This is a genomic window from Streptomyces sp. NPDC016851, assembly GCF_055562795.1.
Genome location: NZ_JBVHEP010000038.1, coordinates 47,198 through 64,066 on the forward strand (window position 1 = coordinate 47,198; position 16,869 = coordinate 64,066).

Consider the following 16,869-nt stretch of genomic DNA (forward strand, 5'->3'; position numbering starts at 1 on the left):
CTGACGGCCGTCACGACAAGGAGTACCTCATGAAGCACGTATCACTGGGCGGGCTCGATGTCTCGCGCATCGGTCTGGGAGCCATGACCATGGCAGGCGTCTACACCACGGGCGGAGGACTCGATGACGCCGAGTCCATCCGCACCGTCCACCGGGCCCTGGACCTCGGGGTCACCCACATCGACACCGCCGAGATCTACGGCCCCTTCCACAGCGAGGAACTCGTCGGCAGGGCCATCAAGGGCCGGCGCGACCAGGTCGTCGTGGCGACGAAGTTCGGTCTCGTCTCCCACGCCGGCGACGGCCCCGGCATCATCGACAGCAGTCCCGCCAACGTGAAGACAGCGGTCGAAGGCTCGCTCAAGCGGCTCGGCACCGACCACATCGACCTGTACTACCAGCACCGCGTCGACCCGAACACGCCCATCGAGGAGACCGTCGGCGCGCTGGCCGATCTGGTCGCCGAGGGCAAGGTCCGCCACATCGGACTGTCGGAGGCCGGGCCCGAGACGATCCGCCGGGCCCACGCCGTGCATCCGGTGGCCGCGCTGCAGACCGAGTACTCGCTGTGGACCCGTGACGTCGAGGCCGAGATCCTCCCGCTGCTGCGCGAGCTCGGTATCGGGTTCGTTCCCTACTCGCCGCTCGGCCACGGCCTGCTGACCGGGCAGATCCGCACCGTCGACGACTTCACCGACGACGACTGGCGCAAGACCAACCCGCGGTTCACCGGCGAGAACTTCCAGCGCAACCTGCACATCGTCGACGAGGTGCGGGCCATCGGAGCCGAGATCGGAGCCACCCCGGCCCAGACCGCGCTGGCATGGCTGCTGACCCGCGGCGACGACATCGCCCCCATCCCCGGAACCCGGCGGGTCTCGCGCGTCGAAGAGAACACCGCCGCCGACGGCGTCGAACTCAGCGCCGCTCAGCTCGACCGCCTGAACAACCTCACGCCGGCCGCGGGCGAGCGCCACGACGAGGCGAACATGGCCACCATCGACCGCTGACCCTCGACCACTGACCGCGGCGCATCGGCAGGAGCGCGCCGCGGTCACCGCGGTCCTGCCGGCCGACGTCTTTCGACGAGGGCCCACCGTGCCCCTCATCGCCCTAGCGGCACGACCGCCCGCAGGCTCAGCGCCCCAGCAGCCGGGAACTCAGACCGGCCAGGCCTCCGCCAGCATCTTCCTCGTGTCCGCCAGCAGCTGCGGCAGTACCCGCGTATGCCCCACCACCGGCATGAAGTTCGTGTCGCCGCCCCACCTCGGCACGATGTGCTGGTGCAGGTGCGCCGCGATGCCCGCGCCGGCGACCGAGCCCTGGTTCATGCCGATGTTGAAGCCGTGGGCGCCGGAGGCCGTGCGCAGGGCCGTCATCGCCTGCTTCGTGAGCTCGCCGAGTTCGGCGGTCTCCCCCGCCGTCAGGTCGGTGTAGTCGGCGACGTGCCGGTAGGGCACGGTCATCAGGTGCCCGCCGTTGTACGGGTACAGATTGAGCACCGCGTAGACCTGCTCGCCGCGCCTGACGACCAGCCCGTCCTCGTCGGACTTGGCCGGGATCGAGCAGAAGGGGCAGCCGTCGCCGGCGCCCGGGCCGCTCGGCTTGTTCTCACCCTGGATGTAGGCCATCCGGTGGGGCGTCCACAGACGCTGGAACGCGTCCTGCGTCCCCACTCCCAGCTGCTGCTCCGGCTCACTCGTCATGCAGTGCAGCATATGGCGTGGAGCTGGGGGTACGGCAAAGGCCCCCGGGATCTCCCGGGGGCCCGTACGCGGTTCGGCCAGGGCGTGGTCGCGCCCTGCGGTCAGACCTGGGCGCGCTCCTCGACGACCTTGAGGATCTTCGCGATGGCCTCGTCGAACGGGATGCCGTTCTCCTGGGAGCCGTCGCGGTAGCGGAAGGACACGGACCCGTGGGACATGTCCTCGTCGCCCGCGATGACCATGAAGGGCACCTTCTGCTTCTGGGCGTTGCGGATCTTCTTCTGCATCCGGTCCGAGGAGGAGTCGACCTCGACGCGCAGGCCCTGCTTCCTGGCCGCCGCCGCGAACTTCTCCAGGTACTCGACGTGCGCGTCGCCGATCGGGATGCCGACCGCCTGGACCGGGGCCAGCCACGCCGGGAAGGCGCCCGCGTAGTGCTCCAGGAGCACCGCGAAGAAGCGCTCGATCGAGCCGAACAGCGCGCGGTGGATCATGACCGGGCGGGTCTTGGAGCCGTCCGCGGCCGTGTACTCCAGGTCGAAGCGCTCGGGCAAGTTGAAGTCGAGCTGGATGGTCGACATCTGCCAGGTGCGGCCGATGGCGTCCTTGGTCTGCACGGAGATCTTCGGGCCGTAGAAGGCGGCGCCGCCCGGGTCGGGCACGAGGGGCAGCCCCTGCTTCTCCGCCACCTGGCGCAGGGTCTCCGTGGCCTCTTCCCAGGCCTCGTCCGAGCCGACGAACTTCTCCGGGTCCTTGGTGGACAGCTCCAGGTAGAAGTCGGTCAGGCCGTAGTCGCGCAGCAGCTCCAGCACGAAGGTGAGCAGCTTGTCGAGCTCCTCCGACATCTGCTCGCGCGTGCAGTAGATGTGCGCGTCGTCCTGGGTGAAGCCGCGGGCCCGGGTCAGGCCGTGCACGACGCCCGACTTCTCGTACCGGTACACCGTCCCGAACTCGAACATGCGCAGGGGCAGTTCACGGTAGGAACGCCCGCGCGCGTCGAAGATCAGGTTGTGCATCGGGCAGTTCATGGGCTTGAGGTAGTAGTCCACGCCCTCGTCGAGCTGCATGGGCGGGTACATGCCGTCGGCGTACCAGTCCAGGTGGCCCGAGGTCTCGAAGAGCTTCCCCTTCGTCGCGTGCGGGGTGTAGACGAACTCGTAGCCCGCCTCCTCGTGCCGCTTGCGCGAGTAGTCCTCCATGACCCGGCGGATGATGCCGCCCTTGGGGTGGAAGACGGCGAGGCCGGAGCCGATCTGCTCCGGGACGGAGAACAGGTCGAGCTCGCTGCCGAGCTTGCGGTGGTCGCGCTTCTCGGCCTCGGCGAGGAACTCCAGGTGCGCCTTCAGCTCGTCCTTGGTCGGCCAGGCGGTGCCGTAGATGCGCTGGAGCATGGGGTTCTTCTCGCTGCCGCGCCAGTAGGCGGCCGCGTTGCGCATCAGCTTGAACGCCGGGATCGCGCGGGTCGACGGCAGGTGGGGACCGCGGCAGAGGTCCTTCCAGCACAGCTCGCCGGTCTTGGCGTCCAGGTTGTCGTAGATCGTCAGCTCGCCGGCGCCGACCTCGACGTCCGCGCCGTCGTCGCTGGAGGCGGAGCCCTTGAGGCCGATCAGCTCCAGCTTGTAGGGCTCACCGGCCAGCTCCTCGCGGGCGGCCTCGTCGGTGACCACGCGGCGGGCGAACTTCTGCCCCCGCTTCTGGATCTCCTGCATCTTCTTCTCGATGGCCTTGAGATCCTCGGGCGTGAACGGCTTCTCGACGTCGAAGTCGTAGTAGAAGCCGTCCTTGACGGGCGGGCCGATGCCGAGCTTGGCCTCGGGGAAGAGCTCCTGCACGGCCTGCGCCATGACGTGCGCGGTGGAGTGGCGCAGGATGTTCAGGCCGTCCTCGGAGGAGATCTCGACGCCCTCGACCTCGTCGCCCTCGGACAGGGCGTACGACAGGTCCCTGAGCTCGCCGCCGACGCGTGCGGCGACGATCGAGCGCTCGCCGGCGAAGAGCTCGGCGGCCGTAGTGCCCGTCGTCACCACGCGTTCTTCCCGCTCGGAATCGCGCTGGATGATCACACGGACGTCTGACACCGGTCTCTCCTGACTGAAGGTGGGGTCGCGGCGCCATACCGGAGCGCGCGCACGAGTATGGATCGTACCGACCCCGGGCCTCCGACCGCGAAATCAGTCCCCGCAGTCCCCTCCGCAGGCCTCCTCGAAGAAGGCCGCCATCCCGGCGTTCTCCTGCAGCGCCTTCATCAGGCGGTCCCGCTCGGCGTCGTCGACCTGCACCGGTACGACGCCGTGGGCGCCGGTCAGGCGCCGGAAGCCGCCCCGGCTCTCCAGCCGGCCCTGGACCCGCACCGGCAGCCCGACCAGGTGGGCGTGCCCGGCGATGCGGTACCCCTCCTCGTCGAGGGTGACGCGGACGTTCGGTACGTCGGCCCCGGCCAGCACCCGCAGCCGTACGGTGCCCTCGCCGCGCGGCCCCGACCTGCGCATCCGTGTCACGGCTCCGGTGATCCGCACCGGTACGGCGGGTTCCTCGCGCAGGTAGCGGGCGCCCGCCTCGCGCAGCACGGGCAGGTCGCCGGGTGAGAACTCGACGGGCTCGGCGGAGGGCGCGCAGCCCTCGGGCACGCCGGCGGCCGGGGCCCACTCGACGGCGATCCGGGCGCCCTCCGTGCCCCGGACCAGGGCGATGAGGGCCTCGGTGAGTTCGTGGCTCACCCCTGCCTCGACCGCGGCGTCGAAGGCGTCCATGCCGCCGGTGGCGCGCTGGTAGTCGATGGCCTCACGGGCGGCGTACAGGGCCTGGTGGAGGCGGACGGTGAGAGGGCGGCCGCCCGCGACGGGCACGAAGGCGGTGAGCCGGCCGTGCGTCGCGGAGCCGACGAGGACGTGGTCCAGCAAGGTCTCGGCGGAGCGCCGGTGCCGGGCGCCGTGGTAGCCGGCCCGGGCGCGGGTGGCGAGCGCCGCCGCGAGCAGCATCCGGCGGGCGGCGGTGCGCAGCCGGTCCTCGACGGTCCAGGGCGCCGCTCCGGCGGGCCCGGCGGGCACGTCGTGCCACCAGCGGATCTCGTCGCTGGGGACGGCGAGGGAGACGAGGACCTCGCGGGCGGAGGGCGAGGCGCTGCGGGACAGGGCGAGCAAGGCCTCGGCGAGCAGGTCGTCGCTGTCGGGGAAGGCGCGGCTCTCGGGTACGAGGAGGCTGGTGCCGTTGCCGCCGGGGCCGGGCGGGGTCCAGCGGCCGTAGCGGCCCGGGGCGCCGCCGCGCCGCCGCCAGCCGTGCCGGCGGAGCAGGGCGCCGAGCACGGCCGGGTCGACGTCCGCGGGCTCGGGCGGAGCGCCGCCGAAGGCGCTGTCGACGGGGTGGGGCCGCACGGGCCTGAGTGGCTCCTCGGTCGGGCGGTGCGTCACGGTTTCCCTCCCGTCCCGACCCGCGTCATGATCTCGCACAGCGCCCGGTCGTCGAAGATGCGTGAAGTCGGTATCCGCACGGTGGTGCGGCGGCGGCCGGTGATCGGCTGGCCGGCGAGGTTGGTCCAGTAGCAGCAGTGCCTGAGGTCGAGCCGGTCGTGGCCGGCGCGCAGCCAGTCGTCCTGGGAGCGCGGCACCAGCATCACCACCAGGATCTTGTGCACCGACACGGGTGTGCGGGCGAGCTTCGCCAGGTGGTCGTTGTCGAGCGTGAAGGCGAAGGTGCGGCCCGGCGGGTCGGGCGGCACCTGGTACGTGGCCTTGAGCTGCACCTTGATGGTCACCTCGTCGTCGACGGTGTGCCCGGGGGCGCTGTGGCTGACGTGCCAGTCGATGCCGTTGTCGGGGAACGGCTGGGAGAGCGAGCAGCCGGCGGCCGCCGCGACGGCGTGCAGATAGCCGACCTGGAGTGTCTCCATGCAGGCGGTGGTGGCGAGAGTGCCGCGTGAGGGGGCCGTGCGCTCGGGCAGCAGCCCGCCCCGTTCGGGCTGCGCTATGGCCATGGCCAACAGCCTTCCAGAACAAGTGAGTCCCCGCTGCGGGCCGCTGAACTGCGCGGACCCTTACTCCTGTTTTCTCCTTCCGGCGTACGGCGCAAACAGGGCGGGTATCACCGGATCGGGCAGCGGACGGTGCGTCAACTGCCGAGGGTGAACGAGGGGTTGTGTGGCTATGACGACGTGCTGGTATGAAGGGCCGCTGGCCGCCTTCGACACGGAGACGACGGGCGTGGACGTCGAGACCGACCGCATCGTGTCGGCCGCCGTCGTCGTCCAGGACGCCCCGGGCATCCGACCGCGGGTCAGCCGCTGGCTGGTGAACCCGGGCGTGCCGGTGCCCGCCGAGGCGACGGCGGTGCACGGGCTGACGGAGGAACACCTTCAGCGCAACGGCCGGTGGCCGGCGCCGGTGATGTTCGAGATAGCTGAGGCGCTCGCCGAGCAGGCGCAGGTCGGCCGCCCGGTCGTGGTGATGAACGCGCCGTTCGATCTGACGTTGTTCGACCGGGAGTTGCGCCGTCATCGCGCCTCGGCCCTGAGCCGCTGGTTCGAGTCGGCGCCGCTGTGCGTGCTCGACCCGAGGGTCCTGGACAAGCACCTGGACCGCTACCGCAAGGGCCGCCGCACCCTGACCGATCTGTGCGCGCACTACGGCGTCGCCCTGGAGGGCGCGCACGACGCGGCGGCCGACGCCGTGGCGGCGCTGGAGGTCACCCGGGCGGTGGGCCGGCGTTTCGCGTCACGGCTGGAGCGCCTGGCCCCCGGTGAGCTGCACACGCTGCAGGCGGTGTGGCACGCGGCGCAGGCCCGGGGGCTCCAGGCGTGGTTCGCGCACAGCGGCGTGGAGGAATCGGTCGACCCGGCCTGGCCGCTGCGTCCGGATCTGCCGGCGGCGGCCTGAGCACCTGGGCAGGACACCTGCGCGGGGCATGAAAAAACCGGTCCGTCTGCGACGGACCGGCTGTTTCCGGTGGGCGATACTGGGTTCGAACCAGTGACCTCTTCGGTGTGAACGAAGCGCTCTCCCACTGAGCTAATCGCCCGGGAACGCACTGAACAATACAGGTCCCGGCACGCTTCCTTCAAACCGCTTGGAGGTGCCTGGCCAGTCCGCGCGCTCCCGTGCGCATCATCAGCCGGTGATTGGCCCGGAAGGCAGGGCGGCACGGCACGGCGAGGCGCCGCAGCAGCGGCTTGCGGACGTCGACGACCTGGTCGTACCGCACGAGAGTCCCCGCCCCGTCCGGGGTGACCGTCCAGCGCGCCCAGCCCTCCATGTCGCCTGACAGGGCGATCTCCAGCACGCCGGACGCGGGGTCGCGTCGCACCTCCCGCGCCGTGAAGGTCATGTCGTACGGCAGGGCGGAGCGGATCCGGACCACCCCCGTGGTGTCGTCGAGCCGGGTCACCTCCCGGACCTGGCGCCACCACCGGGGGTAGTCCTCGGCGCGCTCCAGTGCCTCGTACACGGGAGCGGGCGGTGCGGGCAGGGTCCACAGAGTGCGGAAACGGTAGTGGTTCCAGTCCATGACCGCAGTCTGCCCACGTACGGGGCGGGCTGTCTGAGTACGCGCGTGAGTACCCGCACTCATGCCGTGCCGCGGTGACGCGGACCACACTGCCGGTCATGAACCACCTTCCGCCCCCGGCCGAGGAACTGCGGCTCCTCGACGCCGAACTCCGGCAACTGGACGCCCGCCGGGCCCAGTTGCTGACCCGTCGCGCCTGGCTGGTCGCGACCCTGCACCAGGCACGGCAACAACCGCAGCAGGCCTGGGCCCAGGCGCGGACGCAGCCGCCACCCGTCGCGTGGTCCCGCCCGGAAGCCGCCGCGCCCAGCGTGCAGAACGTGCTGCTGGTGCTCGGCGGTGTGCTGCTCACACTCGCGGCGGCGGTGTTCACCCTGGTCAGCTGGGGTCAGATGGGCATCACCGGGCGGGCGCTGGTGCTCGGCGCGGTCACGCTGGCCGCGCTCGCCGGGCCGGCGCTCCTGCTGAAGCGGGGGCTGCGCTCGACGGCCGAGTCCGTGGCGGGGCTGGGCCTCGCGCTGACCGTCCTGGACGCCTACGCCCTGCACGAGGCCGCTCTCGCCGGGACCGACGGGACGGGGTACGCGGCCGCCGCGACTGCGGTGCTGGCGGGGCTCTGGTCGGCGTACGGTCTGCTGCCGACCACGGCCGCGCTGCGGCTGCCCCTGCCCTGCGCCCTGGCGGCGGCTCAGTTCCCGCTGTTGCTGTGGGCCCTGTCCGCCGGCGCCGACCCGTACGCGATCAGCGCCGCGCTACTGGTGACGGCCGGTCTCGACACGGTGGCGGCGCTGCGGGTGACCTCTGTTTCCGTACGGATCTGCGCGGTCGTCGGTGCGTACGGCACGGGCGGCTGCGGCGTCCTGGTAGCCGGCTGGCTGTCCGTGACGGCCGGCGGCCCGGGCGCTGCCGCCCGGGCCGGGGGGCTGCTCCTGCTCGCGGCGGCGATCGCGCTGGGTGCCGCCTGGCGGGTCTCGGGTTCGGGCGTACGGCACGCCCTCGGTCTCGCGGCGGCCTCGGGGCTGCTCACCGTGGGTGCGCTCGGCGGAGTGGCTCGCTTCGCGGTGCCGGGCCAGTGGGTGGTGCTGGTTCATCTGGCCTTGGGCATCGCCCTGTTGGCGGGGCTTCGGGCCGGGCGGCTGCTGCCGGACGCGGTGCGGCACGGTCTCGCCTGGGCCTCCGCCGTCGTACAGGCGCTGGCTCTGCTGTGGGCGCTGCCCGTCGTCGCGCTGGTGGTGATGGGGCCGACCGGCTGGCTGGGCCGGGTGTGGAGCGGTGCGCCGTCGGACGCCCGTGCGGCGATCGCCGTCGAGGCGCCGTGGCCGTCGGACGCGGTGGCGGCTCCCGTCGTCCTGCTGGCGGTCGCTGCCGTACTCGCCTCGGTGGTCCGTGCGGAGCGGTGGCGCCCGCGTGCCCGGCTCGGTGCGCTGGGTCTGCTGTGGACCGCGGCGCTGCTGCTTCCGGCGATCCTCGCGGTTCCCTACCTCGCGGGGCTGCCGGTCCTGGGAGTCATGACGGCGGCCGCGCTGTACCTGGGACGGACCACGGCGTCCGGTGCGCGGGTCACCGCCCTCGTCCTGGCCCTGGTCACGGCCGTCGATCTCACGCTGGTCTCCCTCGCCTCCCAGACCGCGACACTCGTGGTGCTGTCCCTGCTGACGGCGCTGCTCGCTGCGGCCTCGTGGCGGTCTGACGTCGCCCCCTTCACGACTCCGGCCGCCCTGGTGTACGCCGCCGCCCTCGCCTCGGCGACGGGTGCCGCGGTGGACTGGCCGCCGGCCCGGACCGCCCTGCTGGTCCTGGCCGTTCCGGTGGCCGCCGCCCTGCTCGCGCCGCGTCTGGCCGCGTGGCGGGCGACGGTGCCGGTCGAGGCGGTGGGGGCCGCCGCCGGGCTGCTGGCCGTGGGCCTCGCGGTCGCCGATCCGCCGCTGCTCGCCCTCGTGCTGGCGTTGTGCGGCGTCATCACCGCGGGTACGGCACTGCGTCCGGACCGCCGTCCCGCCGGCTACGCGGCCACCGCCCTGTTCGTGCTGGCCGCCTGGGTACGCCTGGCCGCGTGGGAGGTCGGCGCACCCGAGGCGTACACGCTCCCGGTGACCGTTCCGGCGCTGCTCGTCGGCGCCCTGCGCAGGCGCCGCGACCCGCAGGCGTCCTCCTGGACGGCCTACGGCCCCGGACTCGCCGCCACGCTCCTGCCGAGCCTCGTCGCGGCCTGGGGCGACCCGCAGTGGACGCGGCCGTTGCTGCTGGGCGCGGCGGCCCTGCTGGTCACCCTGCTGGGTGCCCGGCACCACCTCCAGGCGCCGCTGGTGCTGGGCGGCTCGGTGCTCGCCCTGGTCACGCTGCACGAACTCGCCCCGTACGTCGTGCAGGTGACCGGCGCACTGCCCCGCTGGGCGCCTCCCGCCCTCGCCGGACTCCTGCTGCTCGCACTCGGGGCGACGTACGAGCAGCGGATCCGGGACGTCCGGCGGGTGCGGGACGTGCTGGGGCGGATGAACTGACCGCCGGTTACGGCATCCTGTCCCCCAGCAGCGCCAGGTTCTCGATCGCGGCGAGGCCGTACAGCGAGGTGTCGTTCGTGGACACCCAGGGCGCCTCGCTGCCCGGCACCAGCGTGAGCGGGCCGCTGAGCTTCTCGGTCTTCCAGGGGGCCGACTCCTTGTAGCCGTCGGAGTTGTAGAACTTGTCCCACGCGCGCTTGGCGAGCTTCTCGTCGCCGGACTGGACGGCGGCGTAGGCGTCGAGGCGCGAGTGGCCCTGGAAGAGGATCAGGGAGCCGAAGTTGCTGCCGTAGCGGGCCGCCTGCTCGGCCTTGGTGGCGTTGAAGTAGCGGCAGTAGTCGAGGTACGCCTCCTTGAACTTCGGCACGTCGACGAGGTCGATGAGCTCGGCGCACAGCTCGTTGAGGCCGAAGACGGCCGACAGGTGCGAGACCTCCACCTTGGGCTTGTCGGCGACGGCGAACCTGCCGGTGTCCAGGTCGTACAGGCCGCTGCCCTGCACGAAACCGTTGGGCTGGGCGGCGATCGTCTCCATCGTGGACAGCACGCGCGCCTTGGCCTTCTCCCACTTGGGGCCCTTGCGCTCCCACTCCGTCAGCCACGCCGAGACCAGGCCGCTCCAGTCGGTGCCGAAGCCGATCGACAGGGCGTGCCGGTCGGGCGTGTACGGCTCGGTGCGGATCTTGCGGAGCGGGTCGAGGGCGAGGAACGTCTCGTCGGAGTCGACGTTGGCGTGCATGAGGTCGCCGACGCGTTCGTCCGCCGTGAGGAAGTAGTAGTAGCGCCGGTACGTGGTGTTGGCGATGCGCTGCTGCTTGGCGCTGTCGGCGAAGTGCTGCACGCCGTGCCGGGTACCGAGGCCGGCCCACTTGCCGAGGTGGTAGACGTCGACCTCGCCGGTGTGCCGGGTCATGGCCTCGGCGAAGCGGAAGATGTCCGAGCGGCCGCTTCTCAGGTACGCGTACCAGAGCCACAGGTCCGGCGACAGCTCGGAGTTGTCCCAGGCGTAGCCGCCGACGTCGTAGCGCCACTGGTGCCGGACGGTGTCGTAGGTGTGCATGATGTCGCCGTAGTCCCAGAAGCCGTACCACCGGCGCATCTCCACCTGGTCCTTGTAGTAGGTGAAGAGGAAGTCGAGGTGGTCCTCGATCTTGGCCTTGGCGGGGGTGGATCGGTCGGGTTCGGCGTACAGGCCCTTGCCGAAGACGCCCGCCTTGATCAGCTGCTTGGGCGGGGCGGCGAGCTGCGGCAGGACCCGGACGGCCTCGACCTGCTCGGCGAGCTTCTCGGCGCTCGGGGTGGACTCGTTGGCCCAGAAGAGCAGTTCGGAGGTGCGGGCGATGCCGTACGGGGTGCCGAACTCGGGCTCGTAGTCCTCGTAGGTGATGTTGAGGCCCTCGATCTGCTCGGGGAAGGTGTCCTGGCCCATGCCGTCGTGGTAGAAGCGCATGTCCATGGGCTGGGCCTCGGGCGACCAGAGCCAGAGGGTGACCTCGGCCTCGTCGGTGTGGGCGTCCCGGATGTCGAGCTGGGCGGGGAACTTCTCCCAGAAGTCGCGCAGGCCGAAGGAGAATCCGCCGCTCACCCCGCCGACGTACCCGAAGCCGGAGGCGCGCCGGCCGCCGCCCGCCGCGACCCAGCCGTGGCCCTTCTTGGTGCGCTTGCGCACGGTGAAGCCGTCGGCGGACAGCTGGGAGAGGGTGTAGTCGCCCCACTCGGGGATGTACTGGAGCCGCGTTGTGACCCGCTGGTCCCAGGTGGCCGGGTCGGGCAGCTTCTTGCCCTCGTACTGCGCCGCCTGCACGGCCGCGCCCGGGTCGCGGCGCAGGCCGGTGATGCCCTTGACGGCCTCGCGCAGCAGACCGGTGCCCTCGCCGCCGATGCGGATGTGACGGTCGTAGGACTCGTCGCGCATCGGCACGCTGAAGCGGACGCCGAGGCCGCGGACGAAGTCGCCGCTCGCCTTGCCGGGCTCCTGCTTCCCGTCGTAGGTGATGGTGTGCACCATGCGGAAGGAGTCGGCGCCCGCGTAGAAGTAGAGCCTGATGGAGAAGGGCAGCCAGCCGCGGCTGCCCTTGCGGTGCTTGCCGTCGATGCGGACGACCGCGCGGACCGGGCCCTCCTGCTCGACGGTGACCTTGTCGACGGCGCCGTCGAAGCGCTCGGTCCTGACCGCGCCCTGGTCCTCGTCCTCGATCTCGGGCTGGCGGATCAGCACGAGCCGGCCGTTCTTCGCGATCTCCGTCGAGCCCCGCCTGACCGACTTGACGATCGTGGAGCCGGACTTGCCGATCCTGGCGGTGATGACGCCGGTGGAGACGTCGATGGTGCCGCCGCTCTTGTCGACGGTGACCTTCTTCTCCGGTGCGGCGGGCGTCCCGGTGGTGAGGGTGAGCTTGCCGTCGCCCGAACCGACCGCGTGGGCGGTCCACTTGAGGGAGCCGTCGGGCCAGTAGGCGATCGGCCAGGACTGCACGGGTACGGCCTTGCCGTCCGCGTCCGTCAGCGCGAACGTCTGGTCCTTCTGGTAGGCGCCCTTCGGCCAGGGGACGCCGACGGTGGAGCCGGGGGCCGCACCGAGGCCTCCGTCCTCCAGCCAGTCGAGGGTCACCGGGTCGGCGTCGGCGGGCTCGGCTCCGGGGACGGCCTGCGCGTTCTGCGTCCCCAGTGCCCAGCTGAACTGGGCGGCGGCTCCGGCGACGGCGGCCGCCTTCAGAAGGGACCTGCGGGGGATGGGAGACATGGCGTTGCTGCCTTTCCTCGTCCATGCGGGAAGCGATTCGTGCGGGAAGCAATCCGTGCGCTGATCAGGGGCATGACAGAGAGAGGCGCGGCGCCCGGGGCGCCGGCCCGGCAGGGGAGGAACCGCCGCTCAGCGGCGCCGGTACCGCTCCTCCACGGCCACGGCCGCCGCCGCGACGGCCCCGAGGACGGGGACCGCCAGCGGCGCGGAGAACCAGGCGGACACGACCACCACGGCCAGTCCGCCGATGATCAGGAAGGACCCGGCCGGGTCGAGCACCGTCCGGCGCCAGGCCGCCGCCAGCAGCGTCCGCCAGCGGGCCCCCGGCTCCCAGACCGCCGCCGCCCGCAGCCCGGCCACGACCAGGCCGATCAGCGCGCCCACACCGATGGCCCCGACCAGTTGCCCGCCGGGAATGCCCGCACGGACCGCCTGGACGTCCACCCAGACCGCGGCCAGGGCCGCCCACCCGGCGAGCCCCGCGAGCCACCCGCCGCGCACGGCGGCGCGGAAGTCCGCGACGAACTCCCGTCGGCCACCGCCCTCGTGGGCGGTACGGCGCCGCAGGTGCCGCGCACCCGCGGCGAAGGCGGCGGGATACGTGACGACCCCGAGCGAGGCCACCGCGATCCACACACCGGTCAGCAGGCACTCGGCGAACACCGCGAACCGCTCGGCGAGCAGCGACTCGCCCCGTGCTTTCACCCGGGTCCCGGCCATGCTCACCTCAGCCCTTCAGACCGGACGTGGCCATGCCGTCGATCAGATAGCGCTGGAAGGCCAGGAAGAAGGCGAGCACCGGCAGCAGCGCGACCAGCGACATGGCGATCATGCCGCCGTAGTTGGCCACGGCGTCTTGGTCCACGAACATCTTCAGGCCGAGCGAGACCGTGTACTTGTCGGGCTCGTTGAGGTAGATCAGCGGGCCCATGAAGTCGTTCCAGGAGTTGATGAACGTGAAGATCGCGCTGGTGATCAGGGCCGGCCGGCACAGCGGCAGCATGATCGACCAGTAGATGCGGAAGTGCCCGCAGCCGTCCAGCCGGGCCGCCTCGTCGAGCTCCTTGGGCATGTTGCGCATGAACTGCACCATCAGGAAGACGAAGAACGCCTCGGTTGCCAGGTACTTGCCGAGCAGCAGCGGTGTGTAGGTGTTGATCATCTCCATGTTGCGGAACAGCACGTACTGCGGGATCAGCAGCACGTGGTACGGCAGCAGGAGGGTGCCGATCATCAGCGTGAACAGCAGATTGCGGCCCGCGAACCTGATCCTCGCGAAGGCGTAGGCCGTCAGCGAGCAGGACGCCAGGATCCCGATCACCGAACCGACGCCGAGGAAGAGCGAGTTGTAGAAGAAGGTGGAGATCGAGATGTCGGCGATGCCGTCGGCGAGGCTGGTGTAGTTGGAGATGATCGGGTCGCCCGGGAAGAGGTCCAGGCTGCCGACGATGTCCTCGCTCTTCTTGAAGGAGCCGCCGATGACCCAGATCACCGGGTAGAGGATCACCGCCAGGACCAGCAGGGAGCCGATGTGCCAGGCGAGGGATCCGGGCAGTTTGTGCCGCAGTCCGCCCGCTCGCGTCGAGGGGGCCGGAGTGATGTCGGTGGCCTGCGCGCTCATCGGGCGCCCTCCTCGTAGTGCACCCAGCGCTTCTGGGACCAGAACAGCACCGCCGTCACCAGGGCGACCGCGACCAGCAGCATCCAGGCCATGGCGGAGGCCAGACCCATCCGGCTGTTCTCGAAGCCCTGGACGTAGAGGTAGCAGGTGTAGACCATCGAGCCGTCGGCCGGGCCGCAGGCGTTGCCTCCGGCGCCGCCGCCGACGATGTACGCCGAGCTGAAGATCTGGAAGGAGTGGATCGTCTCCAGCAGGACGTTGAAGAAGAGCACCGGGGAGATCATCGGCAGCGTGATGTTCCAGAACCGCCGCAGCTTGCCCGCCCCGTCGACCTCGGCCGCCTCGTACAGCTCGCGCGGCACCTGCTTGAGGCCGGCCAGGAAGATGACCATGGGGGCGCCGAACTGCCAGACGGTGAGCGCCACCAGGCTGTAGATGATCATGTCGGGGTCGCCGGTCCAGCCGCCGACGTCGATCCCGAAGATCTTCTGCGTACGGTCCACGATCGCGTCGTCCGAGAAGATCGCCTTCCACACGATCGCCACGGAGACGCTCGCGCCGATCAGCGACGGCGCGTAGAAGGCGGCCCGGTAGAAGGCCTGTCCGCGCCGCTTCTGCGCGAGGAGCAGGGCCACACCGAGGGCCGCGAGCAGCTTGAGCGGCGTTCCGACGACGACGTACCAGAGCGTCACCTGCACCGAGTGGCGCCAGCGGGGATCGCCGAACATCTCGGAGAAGTTGTCGAGGCCGATCCACTTGGGGGCGTCGAACAGGTTGTAGTCGGTGAACGCGAAGTAGAGCGAGGCGACCATCGGGCCCGCGGTGAGCAGCAGGAACCCGGCGATCCAGGGAGACATGAAGAGATAGCCGGCCAGGTTCTCCCGGCGCCGCCGCCGCTTGAGGGCGGCGGGGCGCACGGGCTTCACCGGACCGTGCCGCGGCTCGGAGTCCTGGGACAGGTCCTCCATCGCAGGGGCGTGTGTCACGGTGGTTCCCATCAGCTGCCGAGAGCCGTCTTCGACTCGGTGAAGAACTGCTTGACGGCGTCGTCCACCGACCGCTTGCCCAGGGCCATCTCCTCGGAGATGCGCAGGAACGCGGCCTCGCAGATGTCGGCGCCCTCCGGGTGCGGGGTGATGGGCTCCAGGACGCCCGCCTCGACGAGGGACTGCTCGTACTCGGCGATGGCCTTGTTGACCGGGTCGGTCGGCTTGTACGCGTCGAACTGGGCCTGCGTCGCGGGCACACCCCGGTCGTAGCCCATGATCTTGGCGACCTCGGGGTCGTGCACCATGAAGTCGATGAACTGGGCGACCTCCTTGGGGTGCTGGGTGCGCTTGGAGGCGCTCAGCATGAGGGAGCCGAGGTACTGGCCGGTCTTCTTGCCGTCCGTCGTCGGGATGGGCGCCAGGCCGTACTCGCTCTTGCCCTCGGAGGTGTAGCGGACGGTGAAGTTGTCCCAGGTGAACTCGCTGCCGGCGATCTCCGCCGCGACCGCCGACTTGGGCTTGATCTGCGCGACCTTCTTGGGGTCGGAGTAGACGCCCTGCTCGACGCCCTTCTTGGCCTTCGTCCACCACTCCGTCAGATCGGCCTCGGTGAAGCCGAGTCCGTCCTCGGTGAAGAACGCCTTGCCCTGCTGGCGCAGATAGGGGTCGTAGAGGTACATGACGCCGTACATGCCGCTGTCGCCGGCGCGGCCCGTCTTGTCGCGGATCTTCTTCATCGCCGCGTCGAAGTCGTCCCAGGTCCAGCCCTGCTCCGGCTTCACACCGGCCCGGGTGAAGACGGGCTTGTCGATGACCAGGGCCATCGAGTTGGAACCGACCGGAACTCCGAGGAGCTTGCCGTCGATCTCGCCGAACTTCTCCAGTCCGGCGCGGAATCCCTCCATCCGGAGGTTGCCGGCCTTGACCTGCTCGCTGAGATCGAGCAGCACGTTCTTCGCGTCGTATTTGCGCAGGAACCCGATGGCATTCTGGAAGACGTCCGGCGGATTTCCGCCGGAGGCCTGGGTGTTGAACTTCTTCCAGAAGTCGAGATAAGGCTGGAAGTCCGTTTTCACCTTGATCTTCGGGTACTTCTTCTCGAAGAGCGCGATGGTCTTGTTGATGCGCTCGGCGCGGTCCTCCGCACCCCACCACGCGTAACGGATCGTCACCGTCCCGTCCGCGGAGGTCCCTCCGTCGCCACCGCAGGCGGTGGTCGCGGCCAGCCCCAGCGTGGCCGCCGTGGCCCCGGCCGCCTTCAGAATCGTACGTCTCTCAACATTCCTGCCGTTCACCACGGTTGGCCCTCCCCGCACATCGTCCCGCTCGCATGAATCGTTTCAAGTAAGCGCTTGCTGGCACAAGTTACGGAGGGGCTGAGGGTGCGTCAATGATTCGGACAAGATTTTCTTACCGAGCGGGCCGACGGCGAGTCGGGGCGGGACGGCGAGGCGCCTGGCCCGCCGGGGTGACGTCACTGGTGGGGCCGGTGCGGTCGGCGGGCCGAACGGGGCGGGGGCGTCCGCACGGTTTTCAGGACCGACCGAAAGGCGACGCCGGGGCGGGTGGCGCGGGACCGGACGGAAGGTGACCGGTTTCCGTCCTTGAGGAGGACGCCGGCCGGACGCTCGAGGGGGCCGACAGGACGCTCGACGGCCCGGGGCGGGCGGCACCCGCGCGAGGCGGCCCGGACGTCGAACGGCGGCGGGGGGCCCCCCCCCGCCCCCGCGGCGGGCGCGCCCCCCCCCCCCCCCCCCCGCCAGGACGCCGCGATGACGGGGCCGAAGGACCACACACGCCCCCAACCACCAGC

At 71.0% G+C, this 16,869-nt stretch carries 13 protein-coding genes and 1 tRNA gene; 3 read left to right on the forward strand and 11 right to left on the reverse strand.

Annotated features, from left to right (window positions below; genetic code table 11):
* The first annotated feature begins 29 nt into the window (after positions 1–29).
* The gene (locus ACZ3I3_RS39005; protein WP_467372523.1) at positions 30–1,010 is read left to right on the forward strand and encodes an aldo/keto reductase; all 981 of its coding nucleotides are present in this window, start codon (positions 30–32) and stop codon (positions 1,008–1,010) included.
* A 150-nt stretch (positions 1,011–1,160) separates the two neighbouring features.
* Here ACZ3I3_RS39005 and ACZ3I3_RS39010 read toward each other — a convergent pair whose 3' ends face one another.
* The 4 genes from ACZ3I3_RS39010 to ACZ3I3_RS39025 all read right to left on the reverse strand — a co-directional run bounded on the left by ACZ3I3_RS39010 (position 1,161) and on the right by ACZ3I3_RS39025 (position 5,676).
* Complete coding sequence (locus ACZ3I3_RS39010; RefSeq protein WP_086841012.1) at positions 1,161–1,718, reverse strand: HIT family protein; 558 nt, start codon at positions 1,716–1,718, stop codon at positions 1,161–1,163.
* Positions 1,719–1,807: 89 nt separating this feature from the next.
* Positions 1,808–3,784: a threonine--tRNA ligase gene (gene thrS / locus ACZ3I3_RS39015; protein ID WP_467372524.1), complete on the reverse strand. Its 1,977-nt coding sequence runs from the start codon at positions 3,782–3,784 to the stop codon at positions 1,808–1,810.
* Positions 3,785–3,877: 93 nt separating this feature from the next.
* Complete coding sequence (locus ACZ3I3_RS39020) at positions 3,878–5,113, reverse strand: hypothetical protein (RefSeq protein WP_467372525.1); 1,236 nt, start codon at positions 5,111–5,113, stop codon at positions 3,878–3,880.
* The gene (locus ACZ3I3_RS39025; protein WP_086561752.1) at positions 5,110–5,676 is read right to left on the reverse strand and encodes a DUF4365 domain-containing protein; all 567 of its coding nucleotides are present in this window, start codon (positions 5,674–5,676) and stop codon (positions 5,110–5,112) included. Before ACZ3I3_RS39025 ends, ACZ3I3_RS39020 begins: the two co-directional genes overlap by 4 nt.
* Positions 5,677–5,845: 169 nt before the next feature.
* Here ACZ3I3_RS39025 and ACZ3I3_RS39030 point away from each other — a divergent pair, with 169 nt between their 5' ends.
* Positions 5,846–6,574: an exonuclease domain-containing protein gene (locus tag ACZ3I3_RS39030; protein WP_467372534.1), complete on the forward strand. Its 729-nt coding sequence runs from the start codon at positions 5,846–5,848 to the stop codon at positions 6,572–6,574.
* 70 nt (positions 6,575–6,644) lie between these two features.
* On the opposite strand, the gene ACZ3I3_RS39035 is transcribed toward ACZ3I3_RS39030, so the two are convergent.
* A tRNA-Val gene (locus ACZ3I3_RS39035) sits at positions 6,645–6,716 on the reverse strand.
* A 39-nt stretch (positions 6,717–6,755) separates the two neighbouring features.
* Positions 6,756–7,202: an SRPBCC family protein gene (locus ACZ3I3_RS39040; protein WP_467372526.1), complete on the reverse strand. Its 447-nt coding sequence runs from the start codon at positions 7,200–7,202 to the stop codon at positions 6,756–6,758.
* Between the two features lie 98 nt (positions 7,203–7,300).
* Between ACZ3I3_RS39040 and ACZ3I3_RS39045 the strand changes: the two genes are divergently transcribed.
* Complete coding sequence (locus ACZ3I3_RS39045) at positions 7,301–9,703, forward strand: SCO7613 C-terminal domain-containing membrane protein (protein WP_467372527.1); 2,403 nt, start codon at positions 7,301–7,303, stop codon at positions 9,701–9,703.
* Between the two features lie 7 nt (positions 9,704–9,710).
* Here the strand turns inward: ACZ3I3_RS39045 and ACZ3I3_RS39050 are convergent, their stop codons facing one another.
* From ACZ3I3_RS39050 to ACZ3I3_RS39070, 5 genes are all read right to left on the reverse strand, one after another.
* Complete coding sequence (locus tag ACZ3I3_RS39050; RefSeq protein WP_467372528.1) at positions 9,711–12,446, reverse strand: exo-rhamnogalacturonan lyase family protein; 2,736 nt, start codon at positions 12,444–12,446, stop codon at positions 9,711–9,713.
* A 129-nt stretch (positions 12,447–12,575) separates the two neighbouring features.
* On the reverse strand, positions 12,576–13,166 hold the full coding sequence (locus tag ACZ3I3_RS39055; RefSeq protein WP_467372529.1) for a hypothetical protein: 591 nt from the start codon (positions 13,164–13,166) through the stop codon (positions 12,576–12,578).
* 7 nt (positions 13,167–13,173) lie between these two features.
* On the reverse strand, positions 13,174–14,067 hold the full coding sequence (locus tag ACZ3I3_RS39060; RefSeq protein WP_467372530.1) for a carbohydrate ABC transporter permease: 894 nt from the start codon (positions 14,065–14,067) through the stop codon (positions 13,174–13,176).
* Positions 14,064–15,065, reverse strand: a complete 1,002-nt coding sequence (locus ACZ3I3_RS39065) for a carbohydrate ABC transporter permease (RefSeq protein ID WP_467372531.1) — start codon at positions 15,063–15,065, stop codon at positions 14,064–14,066. Before ACZ3I3_RS39065 ends, ACZ3I3_RS39060 begins: the two co-directional genes overlap by 4 nt.
* Positions 15,065–16,354 carry an ABC transporter substrate-binding protein gene (locus tag ACZ3I3_RS39070; RefSeq protein ID WP_467372532.1) on the reverse strand — a complete coding sequence of 430 codons (1,290 nt, stop codon included), beginning with the start codon at positions 16,352–16,354 and terminating at the stop codon, positions 15,065–15,067. The genes ACZ3I3_RS39065 and ACZ3I3_RS39070 overlap by 1 nt, the downstream gene beginning before the upstream one ends.
* Between the last annotated feature and the right edge of the window lie 515 nt (positions 16,355–16,869).